General features: G+C 41.4%; 15 protein-coding genes. 4 read left to right on the top strand and 11 right to left on the bottom strand.

Translation table 11 applies throughout. The features are described 5' to 3' along the window. Window positions 1-61: 61 nt before the first annotated feature. A complete protein-coding gene (locus C8D94_RS01255; protein WP_115122095.1) occupies window positions 62-733 on the bottom strand; it encodes an SCO family protein in 672 nt (223 codons plus the stop codon). Between the two features lie 178 nt (window positions 734-911). Here C8D94_RS01255 and rseP point away from each other — a divergent pair, with 178 nt between their 5' ends. Next, window positions 912-2,237 carry an RIP metalloprotease RseP gene (rseP, locus tag C8D94_RS01250; protein ID WP_115122980.1) on the top strand — a complete coding sequence of 442 codons (1,326 nt, stop codon included), beginning with the start codon at window positions 912-914 and terminating at the stop codon, window positions 2,235-2,237. Between the two features lie 24 nt (window positions 2,238-2,261). On the opposite strand, the gene C8D94_RS01245 is transcribed toward rseP, so the two are convergent. The 4 genes from C8D94_RS01245 to C8D94_RS01230 form a co-directional block, all read right to left on the bottom strand. Further along, on the bottom strand, window positions 2,262-3,083 hold the full coding sequence (locus C8D94_RS01245) for a class I SAM-dependent methyltransferase (RefSeq protein ID WP_115122094.1): 822 nt from the start codon (window positions 3,081-3,083) through the stop codon (window positions 2,262-2,264). A gap of 37 nt (window positions 3,084-3,120) precedes the next feature. After that, complete coding sequence (locus tag C8D94_RS01240) at window positions 3,121-4,518, bottom strand: aminotransferase class V-fold PLP-dependent enzyme (protein ID WP_115122093.1); 1,398 nt, start codon at window positions 4,516-4,518, stop codon at window positions 3,121-3,123. Window positions 4,519-4,772: 254 nt separating this feature from the next. Next, entirely contained in the window at window positions 4,773-5,111 is a 339-nt protein-coding gene (locus C8D94_RS01235) for a hypothetical protein (RefSeq protein WP_245946162.1), read from the bottom strand. A 293-nt stretch (window positions 5,112-5,404) separates the two neighbouring features. Beyond that, complete coding sequence (locus C8D94_RS01230; RefSeq protein ID WP_115122091.1) at window positions 5,405-6,103, bottom strand: hypothetical protein; 699 nt, start codon at window positions 6,101-6,103, stop codon at window positions 5,405-5,407. 312 nt (window positions 6,104-6,415) lie between these two features. Between C8D94_RS01230 and C8D94_RS01225 the strand changes: the two genes are divergently transcribed. The 3 genes from C8D94_RS01225 (at window position 6,416) to recQ (ending at window position 9,315) form a co-directional block, all read left to right on the top strand. Next, the gene (locus tag C8D94_RS01225) at window positions 6,416-6,748 is read left to right on the top strand and encodes a single-stranded DNA-binding protein (protein WP_115122090.1); all 333 of its coding nucleotides are present in this window, start codon (window positions 6,416-6,418) and stop codon (window positions 6,746-6,748) included. A 150-nt stretch (window positions 6,749-6,898) separates the two neighbouring features. Further along, a complete protein-coding gene (locus C8D94_RS01220; protein WP_115122089.1) occupies window positions 6,899-7,210 on the top strand; it encodes a GIY-YIG nuclease family protein in 312 nt (103 codons plus the stop codon). Further along, window positions 7,171-9,315, top strand: coding sequence for a DNA helicase RecQ (recQ, locus tag C8D94_RS01215; protein ID WP_115122088.1), 2,145 nt, complete (start codon window positions 7,171-7,173; stop codon window positions 9,313-9,315). Before C8D94_RS01220 ends, recQ begins: the two co-directional genes overlap by 40 nt. An 80-nt stretch (window positions 9,316-9,395) precedes the next feature. On the opposite strand, the gene C8D94_RS01210 is transcribed toward recQ, so the two are convergent. The 6 genes from C8D94_RS01210 to pdeM form a co-directional block, all read right to left on the bottom strand. Further along, entirely contained in the window at window positions 9,396-10,850 is a 1,455-nt protein-coding gene (locus tag C8D94_RS01210; protein WP_115122087.1) for a hypothetical protein, read from the bottom strand. Window positions 10,851-11,036: 186 nt separating this feature from the next. Beyond that, the gene (locus tag C8D94_RS01205; RefSeq protein WP_115122086.1) at window positions 11,037-11,951 is read right to left on the bottom strand and encodes a histone deacetylase family protein; all 915 of its coding nucleotides are present in this window, start codon (window positions 11,949-11,951) and stop codon (window positions 11,037-11,039) included. Window position 11,952: 1 nt separating this feature from the next. Then, window positions 11,953-14,052, bottom strand: coding sequence for a methionine--tRNA ligase (gene metG, locus C8D94_RS01200; RefSeq protein WP_115122085.1), 2,100 nt, complete (start codon window positions 14,050-14,052; stop codon window positions 11,953-11,955). A gap of 126 nt (window positions 14,053-14,178) precedes the next feature. Then, window positions 14,179-15,822, bottom strand: coding sequence for a DUF1501 domain-containing protein (locus C8D94_RS01195; protein WP_115122084.1), 1,644 nt, complete (start codon window positions 15,820-15,822; stop codon window positions 14,179-14,181). An 8-nt stretch (window positions 15,823-15,830) separates the two neighbouring features. Continuing rightward, entirely contained in the window at window positions 15,831-17,300 is a 1,470-nt protein-coding gene (locus C8D94_RS01190) for a DUF1800 domain-containing protein (RefSeq protein ID WP_115122083.1), read from the bottom strand. A 122-nt stretch (window positions 17,301-17,422) separates the two neighbouring features. Then, window positions 17,423-18,064 carry a ligase-associated DNA damage response endonuclease PdeM gene (gene pdeM, locus C8D94_RS01185; RefSeq protein ID WP_115122082.1) on the bottom strand — a complete coding sequence of 214 codons (642 nt, stop codon included), beginning with the start codon at window positions 18,062-18,064 and terminating at the stop codon, window positions 17,423-17,425. Window positions 18,065-18,079: the final 15 nt, after the last annotated feature.

Below are 18,079 nucleotides of genomic sequence, written 5' to 3'. Positions count from 1 at the left end.
TGTAATCGTTAGCCAAAGTTGAAATTATAAAATTGCACTGAGGGTTAAGGAGTTTAAGTGCTTAGTGATCCTCCTCATTCTTTAATATTTCAATATCCTTCAGTAACTCCACAATAGCTTCTGGTTGGGTACCGTCGTAAAATCCGCGGATTCTTTTTTTCTTGTCCACCAAGACGAAGTTTTCGGTATGGATGAGCTCGTAAGGGCTGTAAGGGGCATCTTTTGCAGCGAGGTAGCTTTTACGGGCCAGATTGTAAATCTGTTCTTTGTCACCGGTGACGAGGTTCCATTTCTCATCGTTAACACCTTTTTCCAAGGCGTATTTCTTTAGCTGGGTAACGGTATCTACTTCGGGTTGTACTGTATGCGAAAGGAGCAACACCTCGGCATCGTTCTTCAATTCTTGCTGAATTTGAGCCATATGGTCGGTCATGACCGGACAAATGGTCTGGCAGGTAGTAAAGAAGAAATCGGCCACATAAATCTTGTCTTCATAGGTTGCTTCGGTAATGGTTTCGCCGTTCTGATTCTTTAAACTGAAAGGCGCAATGGTGTGGTATTTCTTTTTGTAATGAAGCGTGCTGTCTACCAATTCGGCATTTACTTCTGCGGGCTGAAATACGGGCAACAATTCTTTCGGTTTTAAAATGGAATAGATAATGGAAATAATGATTGCTGAAAGCACCAAAAGCACCACTAAAAAGAATTTATATCTCGAGAAAAACTGAAGCATGAGGTATCAAGAAATTTCAGCAAAATTACAACCCAAAGAGGGAATCCAAAAGTGTAACGGCCAATACTTTTTAGCGTCTTACCCCACGGTATTTATTTATTTTTAAATGAGGTGCCAAAAGGTTACTTTTGTGGCTTCAAAATTGCAGGGATTCCTGCAAAAATCAAGACGAGAGATTATGAGTCCATTTGCCGTTAAAGCTATCCAGCTATTATTGAGCTTATCTATATTGATCGTGCTTCACGAGTTGGGGCACTTTATCCCTGCAAAACTATTCAAGACACGCGTTGAGAAATTCTTCTTGTTTTTTGACGTAAAATTTGCGCTGCTGAAGAAAAGAATTGGCGAGACCACTTACGGAATAGGTTGGTTGCCCTTGGGAGGCTATGTAAAAATTGCCGGGATGATAGACGAGAGTATGGACAAGGAGCAAATGGCAAAACCACCACAGCCTTGGGAGTTTAGAAGCAAACCGGCTTGGCAGCGATTGATTATTATGTTGGGCGGGGTTACGGTGAACATAATCGTGGGAATGGTAATTTACATATTCCTTTTTTATAGTAATGGACAAAAGATAGTGACCAACGAAAACTTGCCCAACGGCTTTTCTGTAGCACAGGAATTTAAGGATCTTGGGTTCCAGGATGGAGACCACGTACTACAACTCAATGGTGAGGATTTCGAGAACATGAACGACCTCAACAAGTATTTGATGCTTAGGGATGTATCTACGCTAACCGTACAGCACCCCAATGGTGAACAGGAAACCATTTCACTTCCTGAGGATATTGGCATGTCCATGTTCAAAAAAGGGATACGGGAACCATTCATGCCTATGCGAACAACGGTTATCGATACTATTTACCCTGAACTACCAGCAGGAACTTCTCCATTGCAAGTGGGCGACCGTGTGTTACAGGTTAATGGGACAGATGTGACCACCTTTAGGAGTATGTCCGAGATTGTTCGAGAAAACCCAGAAAAACCTGTTTCGCTTACTGTTTTACGTAACGGCGACACTTTGAACTATACCGTTGCCCCTAACGAAAACGGCCAATTGGGAATTAATAACCTAGCTAGGGAATACACGAACAATTTTAAACAAATAAACTACACCTTTGGCGAAAGTATAGGCGGTGGGCTTGAGTACGGGTACAATATCTTAAAGGATTATGTGTACCAATTTAAATATGTTTTCACTGCTGAAGGAGCTACACAGGTAGGTGGTTTTGGAGCTATTGGAAACTTATTCCCCGACGCTTGGGATTGGAGTGCTTTTTGGCACACTACCGCGCTTATCTCAATTATTTTAGCTTTTATGAACATCTTGCCCATTCCTGCTCTGGACGGAGGCCACGTAATGTTCTTGCTCTATGAAATGGTCACGGGCCGCAAACCCAATGACAAGTTTATGGAAGTAGCCCAAATGATAGGGTTCTTTTTGTTGATTGCCCTGGTTCTGTTTGCAAACGGTAATGATATTTACAGGTGGCTGTTTGAGTAACCAGGAACTACAGTACATAGAGTGCTAGGTTGTTTTTTCGGCAATCACCTCTACCATCATAGGGCAGAAGAGGGTGGCTCCTTCAGTTTTTTCCAAATTTGTGTGATCTGTAAAGGCTTGTTGTGCTTCAGTTTCGGTAAGATACCCCGATTTTACCAACCGCGGAAAATAGCTGTGGTAAAAAGTTTTTGGCCATTGCCAGACCAAATTTTTTGGCGACCCCAATTTTGGCATCAGTCGTATACTTGTAACTCGCATACCTATTTCAGAAAAAATTCTTGGGAGCTCACGGCCTATGTCTATCTCCCCTTCTTGTTCCTTAAAGCTTTTAAGGCAAGCTGCTATGGCTTTGTTGAGTCCTGGAAGTGGAGGTTCGGTTTGGTGGGTGCTCCAGTCGTAGTATTCATGCACTACCATTTTCCCGCCAGGTTTTAGGGCTTTATATATTTTTTGGAGTGTTTGCTTGGGATTGGGAATCCATGCCAATGCCCAACGGCAATACATTCCGCCCAAGGAGTTATCCTGTAATTTTAAATCGTTAAAGCTGGAGCAGATGCCTTCCATGTTCAAATGGTACAGATCTGCAACTTGGGTAAAATGCTGTATATAGCCCTCATCAAGGTCTACACCAATTACTTTTCCCTGTTCCCCAACAATGTAAGCCAATTCTTTGCTACAAAAACCAGGGCCGCAACCAAGGTCCAAAATGGTCTGTCCAGCCGAAAACCCAGCAGTTGCCCATCCTTGTTGTGCTTCACTGGCCCATATTTGATGTTGTATGCCCAAGCGGTGCAGTTCTTGCGCATCGGTGCCAAGGATATAAGGTTGGGAAGTTTTTTTGGTCATAGTACAATTATTTTTTGCTAAAGATAAAGAGAAGCAGTTAAACTATGGTGTCTTTCAAACTTCCTACAAAACCCAAAAAGCTTTCTAGATCTTGCTTTGTCGTGGCCAGCCCAACCGATACTCTTACAGCTCCCCTCATTTTTTTGAGAGAGGCAGTGAATTCTGTTTCACTGGAATCGTCCCTGCTGGAAAAATATTTTGCGGTTTCTTCTATAGAAACACAACTGTTAATTTCGTCAAGCCCAGGATTACAAAAACACCCCGACCGAAGTGAAATACGTTTTTGGTTTGCTTTTTCTTCAACAATGTTAAAAGGGATTTGGGTGTTGTCCGGATTAAAAAAATTGATGAGTAGGGTGCCACCAGTGTCTTTTCGATCTTTGGGACCGTATACCTTTACCTGTGGAATACCCGTGGTATGCTGCAAGGGTGTAAGCTTTTCAACCAAATAATCCTGAAGCGATTGTACGCGTTCGTTAATCCTTTGCATCCCAATTTTTTCAATATAGTCCAGCCCAATTTTAATAGCTGGTATGTCCAGATAATTTATGGTACCGTTCTCAAAACGTTCATGATCGTTCACCAAAAAGTGGGAAGGCGTCTTAACGGCTACGAGACTTACCGTTCCACCAGCAAACCACGGTTTTTTAAGAAGGGAAAACTTATCCTTTTTTACCAATAAGCAACCCAACCCCGTGGGATACCCAAAAATCTTGTAAAAAGACAGGCTCACAAAATCTGGTTGTACCTCTTGTAAGTTTAGGATTGAGGTAGGTGCGAAGGCCGCTGCGTCCAACAATACATCCCATCCCTTGCCTTGTGCTTTTTGTATCCATCCCAGATCGTGCTTTACACCCGAAACGTTGGATTGTGCGGGAAAAGCGAGCAGTTTGTGTTTTTTATTTGGGTGGCTTTCCAGTGCTTTGGAAAGGTTTTCCCCATCGATCATCAAGTCTTCAAAATGAATGGGTACGTAGCTAAAGTCTCCTTTTTTGCCTTTGCAGTATTCGCGGATACCGTTGACCGAGTTATGATTATCGGCAAACAACAAAAAATGACCATTTTCGCAAAAAGGATAACATTCGCCTATAATCTTGAGCGCTCCCGAAGCATTCTGGGTAAAGATGCAGTAGTAGTCTTCAGCATTGAAAAAAGAAAGTACTTTCTTGCGGGCCTGGGCAACCAGTTGTGTGGCCAGTTGCGAACTTGGGTTGGTGGAATGTGGATTGCCAAACACGTTTTTTGCCAATAGTTGTTGGTGCAACTGTAATTGTTGTGCACTGTAAAGATTACCACCGGTATAATCTAAATATACCTGCTTTTGTTGGTCCAAGCGTGCATATTCCCGTTTTCGTAATGTTGAAAAAAAAGTGTCGTGGGCGAGTGTTTGTTCCTTGGTAGATTTTGGTTTTTTAGCGAATAATGCGTTGATCATTTTTTAGTACGGTTAGTTGAGTAATTGGCTGCAATGTACTAAAAATCAAAGACTTCTCAAGTGCTCGGCTATTGTCACTGGGGGGGTCTTTTGCGGGATCCATCGCAATTGGGCTTTCGTTTGGAGAGACCGCAGGTACAATCGTAAAACCGTCAATTAGGGTTTGGCACTAACGTCAGCAATTCCGAGTGGATTCGAATGTAGTCGAATCCGCCGTACTTGCGGTTATACATTGTTGTGTGTAGTTTTTTATTTTAGTCAAATTCCGTTTTGTGGAATTCCAATAGTTTATCCGTAAAAATATTAATTTCTTTTTTCTCTTTTAGTTTAAAATCCGCAAACATAATCAGTCCGAAAAGAACAAACACAATCGGCAAAATCCAAATTCCTTTAATCAGCGAAATTATTGAAATCAGAATTCCGAGTCCGAGTAAAACTTTCGCTAAAATGTTCATTGGTGACTTAAAGTCAAATTTCAAATCGTAATTACCTGTGTCATTCACAATTCCGATTAGTCGGTGATTGTTCGGGAAACGATTCCTCATTAATTCAAACTTTTCAGTTCCGATATATCCATTATAGAATCCGTTCATAATTAACTTGTTCAGAATCCTTAAATTTTTATCACTTTTGGTTATCGTTTGTCTCATTCCTCAAATTACACACAACGGTTTTGCATATGATACGGCGGGTTTTGAGCGGCAGCATCGGCAGTGCCGACATCCCGACGCAGGTCGGGAGTGGGAAGCGCAGCGTGCGAATCAGCCGTGGGCAGTGGCGCCGCCACTCCGGATTTATCCGCTGTACCAAATTTTTTTATAAAGTTAGGGAATTTAATTGAAGCCAAATGCGACCGCTGTATTATATGCGTTGTTGTGCTTAGTAACTACCTCAGTTCTATTAATTCATAAACCAACTCTAATTGGTTTGCTTGTTTTTCAGGTTTTATTCGGATCTCTAATGGGAATAGCTTGGAGATTTTTTTTGAAATTTTTACAACACTGTAAAATGGAAGATCAATTTGATCAGTAACGTAGAAATCATAAATCGTATTACCATATATCGGATTTCTAGTTTTATGGATTAATTTCATTTTAAAGCAATCAAAGCCATGGATAGTTTTTGTATCATTCTTGTCTATTGTCATCATATAATCCGAATCTGCCTCTTTTATAAGGTCAACTTTTTTAATTATGTTCTCTTTTAAATGATCAAAATATATCAGTTTACCATTAGCATCATCAATAAGAACATATTTTTCTGGTTTTGAATCATTTTTAGTCGTATACCTCCAAATGGAGTCATTAGAAACCTGAATATGTACTTTTAAACTTGTTGTATCTATTGGATAGCTTTCCAAATCGGCAGATTTATAAACTCCTCTAGTGAATTTAGAGCCTGTATCTTCTCCAGCAAATTCCTTATCAACGATTGAATCTCTAAGTTCCGATAATTCTTGGATTCCGCTTTTCGTTAGTGCTTTGTACTGTTTAAAAACTAATTTTGAGGGAGTTGATTCCGTTTCTGGATTAATATATTTAAATGATACCAATAGAAATAGTAGGGCAAAGTAAAGTAATTTCATTTAGTAGTTATTAAGCACAACTTCCCTATAAAGATACAAACAACTCCCAACAATTTTTTTTAAACGGAGAGTAAAATTAAAAACTTCAGTGTTCATGGTGTACTAGCCCGAAACAAACGAGTGTAAATACTTACAAACGACTATAAACACTTCCCAACCGACTAGTATTTGCAACCCTCCCCATATTTGCACTGTTGAATCGATGTAAAAAAAGTAAATCGGTTCAGTTCGCTAAAAATGTGGGAACGTCCCACAATATCTTAACTGTTTAACCCGTCCGCCAGGATTGGCGGATTATTAAAACTTAAAATTATGAACGCACTTAGAAACAAAGTACAGTTGATTGGAAGATTGGGACAAGACCCAGAAATCGTAACCTTTAAAGATGGCAACAAAATGGCCAAGTTCTCCATGGCCACGGACGACAGCTACAAAGACAAAGACGGAAACAAGGTGGAGCGTGCCTACTGGCACAATGTGATTGTACACGGCGGCCTTGTGAACGTGGTAGAAAACTATGTTGTAAAAGGACAAGAAATTGCCATTGAAGGCAAACTAACCAACCGCTCATGGGAAGACAAAGACGGTAACAAAAGATACGTTACAGAAGTGTTGTGTAATGAGTTACTGATGTTGAGTAAATAACCTTGTCTTCGACTCCGCTCAGGCTGCGGGTTAAGATTGATTTTTTTATCAATTTGCCCAGTCTGTGGCTGATAGACAATCTATACTCAAAATTATTTCTTATTAATAGCAAGAGGGCGATGCATCGCCCTCTTTAATTTACAATATACTATGGCACGAGGGTATTTTTATATTTTAAAATGTGCAGACGACAGTTATTATGTTGGTAGTACTCAATCTGTATTAAAAAGGGTTAAAGAACACTTAATTGGGAAAGGAGCGGTTTATACTTCTAAGAGATTACCGCTAGCATTGGTTTATTTTGAAGAACACCACTCAAAGGACTCAGCATATTTAAGAGAAATGCAACTCAAGAAATGGTCAAGAAAAAAGAAAGAAGCATTAATTTTGAACTGGACGGAAGTTCTAGAAAAAGCAGCAGAATGTCAGAACAAAATGCATCACAAATTCCACAATCAATAAATGAACCTAATAAGCATCCTGAGCGGAGCCGAAGGAAGCGTAGTAGAAGGGAGCTCCTCAAAACACACTTTGGTTTCGACAGCTTTCGTCCAAACCAGGAAGAAATAATTGAAAGTGTATTGGCAGGGGAACATACCTTGGCCATTATGCCCACGGGCGGGGGGAAATCGTTGTGTTTTCAGTTGCCGGCTTTAGCACTGGAAGGGACAGCGATTGTAATTTCGCCATTAATTGCTTTAATGAAAGACCAAGTAGACGCCCTGAACGCAAACGGAATTATGGCATCCTACTATAACAGCAGTCAGCCCAGTGAAGCACAGGAAGAAGTGCTAAACAATTTGATGATAGGACAACTACAACTGCTGTACGTAGCCCCAGAAAGTTTGTGGAATCTCACCAATTACTTTCAGAAAACAGAAATCTCATTGATTGCAGTGGATGAGGCACATTGTATCTCGGCATGGGGGCACGACTTCAGGCCCGCCTATACCCAATTGAGCAGGCTGCAGGACGAATTTCCACAAACCCCCATCATTGCCCTAACCGCCACGGCAGACCGTGCCACGCAGGACGATATCATGAAGCAATTACGGATTGAAAACGGCAAACGATTTGTATCGTCCTTCGATAGGCCCAATCTGTATATGGAAGTCCGCCCCGGGCAACAACGTATCCAACAAGTATTACAGTTTTTAAAAGATAAAGAAAACCAGAGCGGTATCATTTATTGCCTAAGCCGAAAAAGCACCGAAAAAGTAGCCGAAAAGTTGGTGGCAAAAGGCTATAAGGCTAAAGCCTATCACGCCGGTATTGAAGCCGAAGAACGTAGCCGGATCCAAGAAGATTTTGTTAATGATCGTATACCTATCATCGTGGCTACCATTGCGTTTGGGATGGGGATAGATAAAAGCAATGTGCGCTGGGTAATACACTACAACATGCCCAAGAATATTGAGGGGTATTACCAAGAGATTGGACGTAGTGGTCGTGATGGTTTGCCTGCCCACGGACTGATGTTCTACAGCTTTGCAGATGTGGTCCAACTCCGCAAATTTGCCACGGGCACAGCCACCGAAGCATTCCAACTGGCAAAACTGGAGCGTATGCAGCAGTTTGCCGAAGCGTTGAGTTGCCGCCGTAAAGCGTTGCTCAATTATTTTGGGGAGCACGTAATCCAAGATTGTGGCAATTGCGATATCTGCAAGATGCCGCCAAAGTATTTTGATGGTACCGTGATCGCCCAAAAAATATGTTCGGCAGTGGCGAGGTTGCAGGAACAAGAGGCAATGGGAATGGTGATTGATGTACTGCGTGGTTCGCAAAATGCCCAGATTTTCGAAAAAGGATATCAAAACATTAAAACCTTTGCAGCTGCCAAGGAGATTCCCTGGAAGGATCTACAGCAATACGTTATCCAGTTATTAAACCAGGGTGTGTTGGAAGTCTGGTTTCACGAAAAAGGACGATTGGTACTTACGCCAACAGCAAAACAGATTTTGTTTGAGGGTAAAAAAGTACGCCTCGCAGATCTTACCCAGCCAGAAGCCGTAGCGCTAACTAAGGAAAAAACACCTAAAAAACGCAAGGACCTTTTCGAAAAACTACGCACCCTCCGTACAAAATTGGCCCAGGAAGCCGGGGTGCCAGCGTATGTTGTCTTTAGTGACGCCAGCTTGGAAGATATGGAACAAAAAACACCCAAAACCGTGGCTGAGTTTGCTGAGATAAGCGGTGTAGGACGCGCCAAACTAGAAAAATATGCCGATGTGTTCTTACAGGTAATCGCCAAACACCAGGATGCGATGGAAAGTAAAGTAGCAACCCATGAACGTAGTTTACAATTATTTGAAAAAGGATTTTCGGTTACTGAGATTTCAAACAAAAGGGGCATTTCAGAAAATACGGTCTATGGTCATTTTTTGAAAATGAAGGAATTGGGCCATACTATAGACTTATCTCAATTCATTACTTCCGAAGAAATTTCAGCAGTACAAAAAGCGAAACAAGCATTAAAAGATGCTGAAGGATTGCGCCCGTACTTCGACTATTTTGAAGAGCAGATGCCGTATTGGAAAATAAAGTTTGGGTTGTTCTTAGATGATTGAAAATTTATTTGGACATCACAATGAGCTCAAATTTAAACTGGTACTATCTCAAACAAAACAAAGGCAGTTATCTTATAATGCTAAAACTGTAACCCTTTTATTTTTTCTGCTTCTTCATCGTAATACATACACAGAAAGCCGTCTTCGGTTCTTATTACCGTTTCTGCTAACTCTTCTTGGTTAAGTTTATCCAAAAAAGCGTCAATCTTTCTAAAGGCGTGTTCGGGAAGCTTTCCTTCAATGTGTTCAAATTTTTTGTTGAAATATCCATCAAAATGTACCGACTTTGAATTTCTGTACGTAGCAAAAGAACCTCCGTGATAATGGAAAAACAAAGGGCCAATAGGGTTTGGACTGCTAGGCATACCTATTGGATTCATCATAGAACCACCGCTTGCGGGGTTGGGCAATGGCTTAGTGCTCCCAAATGTAACTTGGTAATTGCCTTCGGATTCTACAGCCGAAATTCCCAAATCTCCTTTCACAACTTTCTTTAAGAACACACTGGTTCTTTCAATCCTTCTTTTTCTGTTTTGATTGTAGGTGCCCCCCTCCATAAGTATGGGAGTGTTGGCCAGGGTAAGCTTTTCGTTTTGCTTAATGGAATAAGACTTTATGACACTTCTATCCTTCCTGTCTTTAGCAATGAATTCCATTTTGTCCCTATCTGCCATAAACTGTAACACAACGTCGTTGAACAATAACGATTTTGTTCTGCTATAGTACTCTTTTTCGTTAAGCATGGGTTTTTTGTAAACCTGTACGTCATGGGAAAAATCTCTCAAGGATACATTTAGAACGTATGTGTGTGCATACGGATCCAGCGTAATACGTACGTTGTCTTGTTCGGTATATAGTTTGACAACTTTGCTGGTGGTTTCCAATGGGTTTGCATATTGTGTTTGTACAATTCCTGCCTCTAGTGTTTTAAAGCCATTTACACAGAAACCCTTGGCAATGTCGTAAACCGTACCTTCGTCTCCATCAAAATCTATAAAAACTTGTGAAGAAAAATCTATCTCCTTTTTCTCGACAGTACCGTTGTGGTTTATAACGTGAACATTTATTTTAGAGCTTTTCTTTTGCAATGAAAAGATATAAAACTTGTCTCCTCGGCTAGTGTGGCCTATTACGTACTCTTTCCCCAAATCGATCTTGAATTGATCTTCAATTACCGTATTGGTATCGAAATCTATTAAAAGAGACGCATAGCGTCCTAAAGCATTGAATAAAAACACCTTAATTTTATCGCCTTGTACTGTTTGCCCTACCAATTTATCGTATCGTCTTGGTATATCGTCGGTTCCTAGACTTGCAACCACTTCATTATCTGGGGACAACAGGTAGGCATCTACTCCCTTTTTATATTTTACCAAAACTAGATTTTTCTCTGTGCCCGGCAGATTCAAGAATGAGGTGCCTTCAGGGTCTTTTTTTCGGTCTTCTAACTTATCGAGACTGAAAACAGCTTCTTGCGAAAAAACTGAAGTGAATATAATGGCAAAGAAAGCGAACAGGAATATTTTTTTAGTCATAAAACAGTGTTGTATATAGTAAATATGGTTAATACGCGTTGCATAAATATATGGTATTTACCCACCTTTCTATAGTAGATTTTTAGCGATATTCAACGAATCTATTGTAATGTCCTGGTTATGAATTGAATAAACAATCTATAAAAAAGGCGCAATTTTGTTATAGACACCAAAATGTAGATTATCTCATTTTTGCCAACTGAAGTAAACCTCCTGCGCCATCTTATAGGTGTTTGCATGTGCTTCAATAATGCTGTCAATAGCGGGAGCATACCCACCACCCATGCTCACTTGTACAGGAATGTCATGGTTTTTGGCTGTTTCAAATACAAAACGGTCACGATGCTTACAACCCTTTAAAGTGCATGCCAATCTTCCCAATTTATCGCCCTTTATTATGTCTACACCGCTTAGGTAAAATATGAAGTCGGGCTGTACTTTCTCAATGAGTTTAGGGAGGGTGTTTTTTAAGATTTCAAGATATTCCTCATCACCCGTACCATCATCTAGGCCAATGTCAAGGTCGCTTTTTTCTTTTTTAAAAGGATAGTTTTTGGCACCGTGCATGGAAAATGTGAAGACATAAGGATTGTGCTCAAAAATCTTTGCGGTACCATTCCCTTGGTGTACGTCAAGGTCTATAATTAATATTTTTGAAGCTTTTTTGGTGTCCAAAAGATACTGCGCCGCAACAGCTTGATCATTCAGCAAACAAAAAGCTTCGCCACGATCTGCGTATGCATGGTGGGTGCCGCCGGCGATGTTTAAAGAAACTCCATTTTCTATTGCAAAGTGGCAGCCTTTAATGGTCCCGCCAATAATATAATGCCCGCGATCTACCAGATCTGCACGCAGTGGGAAACCAATTTTGCGGATTTCCTTTTTGTCAAGTTTCAAGTCCAACAGGCGATTGTAGTAGTCTCTTGTGTGAACCTGTGTAATAATCTTTGCTGGAATTTTCTCGGGCTCAAAAAAATTTTCTTGGGTACAAATACCTTCTTTTAGTAAATACCCAGGGAGCAAATTATACTTCGCCATAGGGAAACGGTGTCCTTCTGGCAGTGAATATTTGTAGATGGGATGGTAGGCTATTTGTAACAAGCTAACTTATTTGCGCACCGTTTGCTACGCCTTGGACTGCAGGATTCACAAAAACCAATTTCCCTTCTGCGTCTTCGGTCATCAGGATCATTCCTTGGCTCTCTACACCTCGTAGTTTTCTCGGGGCAAGATTCACCAGCACGGTTACTTGTTTGCCAACGATTTCCTCGGCGGTAAAACTTTCGGCAATCCCCGAAACCACGGTACGTACATCAATGCCGGTGTCCACTTTCAGCACCATCAACTTATCGGTCTTGGGCATTTTTTCGGCTTCTAGGATGGTACCTACGCGCATATCTAGTTTGGTAAAATCGTCAAATTGAATCATTTCCTTTTGTGGTATTACAGTGGTGTTTTTAGTTGTATTTTCAGCAGCATTCGCTTTTTTGCTGGCCTGTAGTTTATCAAGTTGTTGCTGCACCTGCTCGTCTTCAATCTTGCTGAAAAGGAGCTCGCTTTTGTTGATGGTATGTTTTGGCGGTAGGAGGGCTTCTTTAATTTGAATGTCTTTCCAAGAGTTCTCGATACAATGCTCCTGCGTCGCATCACTCGAACAGACATTCAGGATATTTTTCAGCTTTTTTGAAGTGAAAGGTAAAAAGGGTTCGCTCAATACTGCCAAGGCGGTAGCTATTTGAAGTGCGACATACATTACGGTCTTGGTGCGCTCTTCGTCAGTTTTGATAGTTTTCCAAGGCTCTTCGTCTGCCAGGTATTTGTTTCCTAATCTCGCAACATTCATCAGTTCCATTTGTGCTTCACGAAAACGATAGCGTTCTATGGAGCTTTCAATAACAGCGGGATAAGCGCGCAATTCGTTTAATGTTTGTGTGTCTATTTCTGAAAAGCTTGATGGCTCTGGTACAACACCCTCGTAATATTTATGCGTCAATACAGTCACACGGTTGATAAAGTTTCCGAAGATGGCCACCAGTTCACTATTGTTCCGCTGCTGAAAATCTGTCCAGGTAAAGTCGTTGTCCTTGGTCTCTGGCGCGTTGGCCGTCAACACATAACGCAACACATCCTGTTGGTTGGGAAATTCTTCCAGATATTCGTGTAACCAAACCGCCCAATTTTTACTGGTGGAAATTTTGTTGCCCTCGAGGTTCAAAAATTCGTTGGCAGGAACATTGTCCGGCAGTATGTAACCCCCGTCTGCCTTGAGCATGCTGGGAAAAATAATACAGTGAAAAACGATATTGTCCTTACCTATAAAATGAAGTAATTTGGTGTCGTCACTTTTCCAATACGGTTCCCACTCTTTGTCCTCACGCTGGGCCCACTCCTTGGTAGCAGAAATATATCCAATGGGCGCGTCGAACCAAACGTAGAGTACTTTCCCCTCCGCACCATCTACGGGAACGGGGATGCCCCAATCCAGATCGCGGGTTACGGCTCGAGGTCTCAACCCGTCGTCTATCCAGCTTTTGCACTGGCCGTACACATTGGTTTTCCAATCCTTTTTATGGTTTTTGAGAATCCATTCTTTTAAAAATGGCTCGTATTCGTCTAGCGGGAGGAACCAATGCTTGGTCTCTTTCAACACAGGTTTGTTGCCCGATATTGCACTTTTAGGATTTATAAGGTCTGTCGCGTTGTGGGAGGTTCCACAGTTTTCACACTGGTCTCCGTAGCTTTCCTCAAAACCGCATTTTGGACAGGTCCCTACGATAAAGCGGTCTGCCAGAAACTGGTTGGCTTCCTGATCGTACAATTGCTCGGTTACTTCCTCAATAAACTTCCCGTCCTCGTATAGCTTCTTAAAAAATTCTGAAGCCGTATCGTGGTGAATTTTTGCTGAAGTCCTAGAATAATTATCGAACGTAATCCCAAAATCTTCAAAGCTTTTTTTAATGATTACGTGGTATTTATCCACGACCTGCTGCGGTGTAATACCTTCTTTTTTTGCTTTTATGGTAATGGGAACACCGTGCTCATCGCTACCACAAACAAAGGCAACGTCCTTTCCTTGTAGGCGTTGGAAGCGGGCATAGATATCGGCAGGCACGTACACGCCAGCTAAGTGACCAATATGCACGGGACCGTTTGTGTAAGGAAGTGCGGCAGTGATGGTGTACCGTTTAGGATCTTGCTTCATAGTAATTTTTGAAAACCGTTAGCGCTAGAATAGTTGCAAAAATAAACAATATAAATGCTTTGGAACATTTATAGAAAACAAAAAGCCTCCCAACAGGAGGCTTTATAAAAAATTAAATGTTGGTTATTACTTTATCAAGATAGAACGACTATAAAACTGTCCTCCCACTGCAATCCTGTATACATATTGCCCGTAGGCCAGTCTTGTGTTTATAGTGGCTTTGACATCTATTTTGTGCTTTCCGGGGAACATCACCTCGTTTTTTAGGGTTCCTAATTCCTTACCCATGATATCGTAAAGCTTTATATCCACATGGGCCGTATGGAGCATATTGAATTCAATATGGGTGGTGTTGTTATTGTAAGTTGCTACGTGGGTAAAGCGGGTAACATCTCCAAAATCTGGTGTGTTTAAACTTTCGCAAGAGAAGCCAAGATCCAGGTTTTCGTAAGTTTCGTTTAATAGAATATCGTTTACAACGCCTGGCTCAAGGCAGAACCAGTCCGTAAGCACAGTGGAATACACATCCCTAAAATCGGATGTAGGGATAAGGTTGTCGTTATTGTCCCAATTGCTTAGGTCTGGGTGTTCGCCTACAAAACTACTACCGTTTAGGCCATTTCCAAAAAGCATTACGGGAGATGCTGCACCGTGATCTGTTCCGTTGGAGCCATTTTCGTAGGGACGGCGACCAAATTCTGAAATCGTCATTGTTAGCACTTCGTCCTGCATCCCAACAGCACCTATATCCTCATAAAAAGCTTTCATGCTATTTGAGAGATCTTCCAAAAGTGTTCTATGGGTAATTTCCTGGTTGGCGTGTGTATCAAACCCATTAAGGGTTACCATGTATACTTTGGTCCCTAACCCCCCCTTAATTAATCTGGCCACTAAGGCAAGCTGTTTTGAAAGTTCTTCGGTTGTATAATTCGCGTTATTGCTGGAAGCTAAATAGGCATCGTTAATTACCTGCGCATACGTAAATGTTGTATTTGTAGTGGCGCGCATAAACAGCAATTTATCGCCATATACACAATCTGGTAGGTTTAAAACATCGTGAACAGCACCGTTGTTTACAATATTTGATAGTTGGTCTATGTTAGCTACTGAAAAGGCATAATTACTTTCGGAACCTTCAAAAACAAGATTTCCTACACTTCCTATCTGTACTGCTGGTGGAACTTCTGGCGGATTGGTTAAATAATCTGGGTATAGGTCTTCAAAATAACGTCCCCACCACCCTGTTGGTTCATAAGTTGGGGTTGAGGCACTCGCCCAAATGTCTGACGAGGTAAAGTGGGACAAATTTTGTTGCGGGTACCCAACACCATGAACCACTTTCATTTGTCCGTCACCCCACATAGATTCCAGGCTTTCCATAAAATCAGGGATGGCAAAATCCGGGCTTAGATTAATTAAATCGTTTGGTTGGTGCCGTATAGTGGGTCTTAAATTTGCATAGGTAGCATAATCGTAATTGGGGACAATGGTGTTAAGACCATCGTTTCCTCCTTTAAGTCTTACAATTACCAGAATGTTATCGTTCTCGCTTTGAGACAAGGCAACAGAAAGCGGGGATGCCTTGGTTGCCGAAACAGCAGCAGAGCCAAGCATCATGCTTCCTCCACCTACCAATCCAAGGGCTTGTATAAACGAGCGACGGTTCCAGGTGGCGTGTTCTTGATCGTGAATGTGCTTCTCTTCTTTTGAAGCTTCTTTTTTATCTACACGGGTAGCAGATTTCTTGGGGAACGTATCGTGATGGCACATTGGCTTAGTTATTTAAGTTGAAATTCGGGCATTCTTGCAATATGCTTCAGTAACAATGAAACTTGAAAGGCTGCCGAGGTCCAGTTGAGGTTCCACTGTCCTGTGTCGTAATAGTTTTGTGGCACTTCCCATTTAAAGATGTCGGTTGCCACATCATAATCGGTTGTGGTGTGCAATTCTTTTGCAACAAAATGGTTTATAACCACTTCTGTAATATAGGCAGGGTCATTACTGTCGTTGGAAAGTTCCCTTGCAAGGTCAACGAGAGTTGTATCGTAACCATTTCCGAAGAGATAGTCAATATACAGTTCAATTAACTGCCAGCGTCCGGTTAATGTAGAGGCATTAATCCAGGTTTCATCCCGCTGCCAACCACTTACATCCGGTGGGTCGTATACTTCCTGTCCCATTAAGCCCGCATAGTATAAAAATGCTTCTATGAGCGTATCATCGTAGAAGAAGGAACCTTCGGTCGTGAAATTATAAATAGTATCTATAGGACTTTTAATAACCACGCCCAAAGCCCGCTCATCGAAAAAATGTTCGCTTTTGAACAATTGTTTGAGCATGGGGACCATTTCAAAATCTGCATTTATCAGGGTTTGTGCCAATGGAGCTATTATATCTTGTCTAATAAGAGCGTCTACTGTTGGACTTACGAAAAAAGTGTAGAGCTTTTCGCAGATATATGCTGCAATTAGAGTTTCTTTTTCTTGGAAAAGTATGTCTATAACATCGTTATAATCCCAGTTACCCATCTGGCCAAAAATGGTTTTTTGCCCATCGTCAAACGTGCTGGCATCGAAGTAAATATCGGCTCCGGGTTCCAGCCAGTGGTTATAGCCCGTTAATGCTCTGGAAGCCTCGACGATATCCTGTTGTGTATAGCCGTTTCCTTCGCCAAGCGTAAAAAGTTCAAAAAGTTCTCTCGCGTAATTTTCGTTGGGGTTGTTGTTGGTGTTTTCAAAACCATTGAGGTACAAGAGCATCATATTATCCAGTCCCATGGTACGGGTAAATTCTCTAAAATTACCCAATGCAAAGGTTTGCATTTTGTTGTAATATTGATACATAAAGGGAGCGTAGAATACACTTTCTATTTCAGTAACAAAGTGGTTCATCCAGAAAAAGGCCAAACGTCCCCTTAATTGCTCGGCAATAATATCGTTACCTGTTTGTATACGCCAATTGAAAATATACTGCTCATTCTCCGTTTCAAAATCACCAAAACTTGAAATGGCATAATTTGCCCAAAACGGTGCGGGAGTGGGAGGCAGGGCTTCGGCAGTATCTACAATATTGTCTATAAATTGTCCGGGGGTTAGTCCAAGGGCATCGTCAATCTCCAGTATAGTAGCGCCAAACCCCAGACGCCTGTACGCGTGTTTAATTTTTGAAACATCCCAAGGGTTCTGTCCCGTGGGGGTGTAAGGAGCTAATGTAGCTGTATTACAGGATGGATTAAGCAGCGTTTCCATAGTAAATGTGTAGCGTTAGAACAGTTAAATATATTGAAATTTAACAACTTATATATTAGGACTTGATTTAAACAACATGGTTTTATTGCATAAAGTATGTAGAGGATGTAAAATATTTTACATTATGTTGCTGAGATTTCCACCACTTCGCCATCGGCAATAGCGTATATGGCATCATTTTTAGAAGGGTTCAAAATGTATTTTCCAGTAAAATTTCCAAAAGCAGGGAGAATGAGTTGATCTTTGGATTTAAAGAAGCAGGGTAGTTTGAGAAAATACCTTCCAACCCCCTTCAGTTTTACACCTGGGTGGATGTGGCCACAAAAATTGAAGCATCCTTCTGTTTCAGTTGGGTGATGGGTTAATAAAAATGTGCCGATTTTTAATTCGTCAAAAACCTGAACGCCCAGATCTTCAAACAAATACTGCGGAATGATATCGTGATTTCCCGAAATCAATATCACTTTTGCCGGAACGTACTCCACCCATTTTGCAAAATCTTCCCACTCGGTATTGAGCTTACTGTGAAAAAGATCGCCCAAAAAACAAACGGTCTCTGGGTTGAAATGATTGGTCACCCGTGTTAATTTTTCTAGATTCCCATAGGCTACGTGTGCTGGAATAGCGGCACCGTGTTTCCTAAAATGGGTCACTTTTCCTAGGTGTACATCGGCAATAAGGAGCATAGACTGTGCTTCCCAAAATAGTGCCCCGCTGGGGTGGAGGGTGAAGAATTGTTTTTTTACTGAAATTTGCTGGGTCACCCTACAAAGATAACA

Origin of the sequence: Marinirhabdus gelatinilytica (assembly GCF_003353425.1) — a bacterium.
In the GTDB taxonomy this organism is placed as follows: Bacteria; Bacteroidota; Bacteroidia; order Flavobacteriales; family Flavobacteriaceae; genus Marinirhabdus; species Marinirhabdus gelatinilytica.
The sequence above is the reverse complement of the archived record's forward strand: the minus strand, read 5'-3'. Positions and strand labels throughout refer to the sequence as shown.

Coding starts and splice junctions, on each gene's coding strand:
- C8D94_RS01220 (WP_115122089.1), top strand. CDS start 6,899: ATGGCACGAGGGTATTTTTATATTTTAAAATGTGCAGACGACAGTTAT.
- C8D94_RS01235 (WP_245946162.1), bottom strand. CDS start 5,111: ATGAACGGATTCTATAATGGATATATCGGAACTGAAAAGTTTGAATTA.
- C8D94_RS01255 (WP_115122095.1), bottom strand. CDS start 733: ATGCTTCAGTTTTTCTCGAGATATAAATTCTTTTTAGTGGTGCTTTTG.
- metG (WP_115122085.1), bottom strand. CDS start 14,052: ATGAAGCAAGATCCTAAACGGTACACCATCACTGCCGCACTTCCTTAC.
- C8D94_RS01240 (WP_115122093.1), bottom strand. CDS start 4,518: ATGATCAACGCATTATTCGCTAAAAAACCAAAATCTACCAAGGAACAA.
- rseP (WP_115122980.1), top strand. CDS start 912: ATGAGTCCATTTGCCGTTAAAGCTATCCAGCTATTATTGAGCTTATCT.
- recQ (WP_115122088.1), top strand. CDS start 7,171: ATGTCAGAACAAAATGCATCACAAATTCCACAATCAATAAATGAACCT.
- C8D94_RS01195 (WP_115122084.1), bottom strand. CDS start 15,822: ATGTGCCATCACGATACGTTCCCCAAGAAATCTGCTACCCGTGTAGAT.
- C8D94_RS01230 (WP_115122091.1), bottom strand. CDS start 6,103: ATGAAATTACTTTACTTTGCCCTACTATTTCTATTGGTATCATTTAAA.
- C8D94_RS01210 (WP_115122087.1), bottom strand. CDS start 10,850: ATGACTAAAAAAATATTCCTGTTCGCTTTCTTTGCCATTATATTCACT.
- C8D94_RS01225 (WP_115122090.1), top strand. CDS start 6,416: ATGAACGCACTTAGAAACAAAGTACAGTTGATTGGAAGATTGGGACAA.
- C8D94_RS01245 (WP_115122094.1), bottom strand. CDS start 3,083: ATGACCAAAAAAACTTCCCAACCTTATATCCTTGGCACCGATGCGCAA.
- C8D94_RS01190 (WP_115122083.1), bottom strand. CDS start 17,300: ATGGAAACGCTGCTTAATCCATCCTGTAATACAGCTACATTAGCTCCT.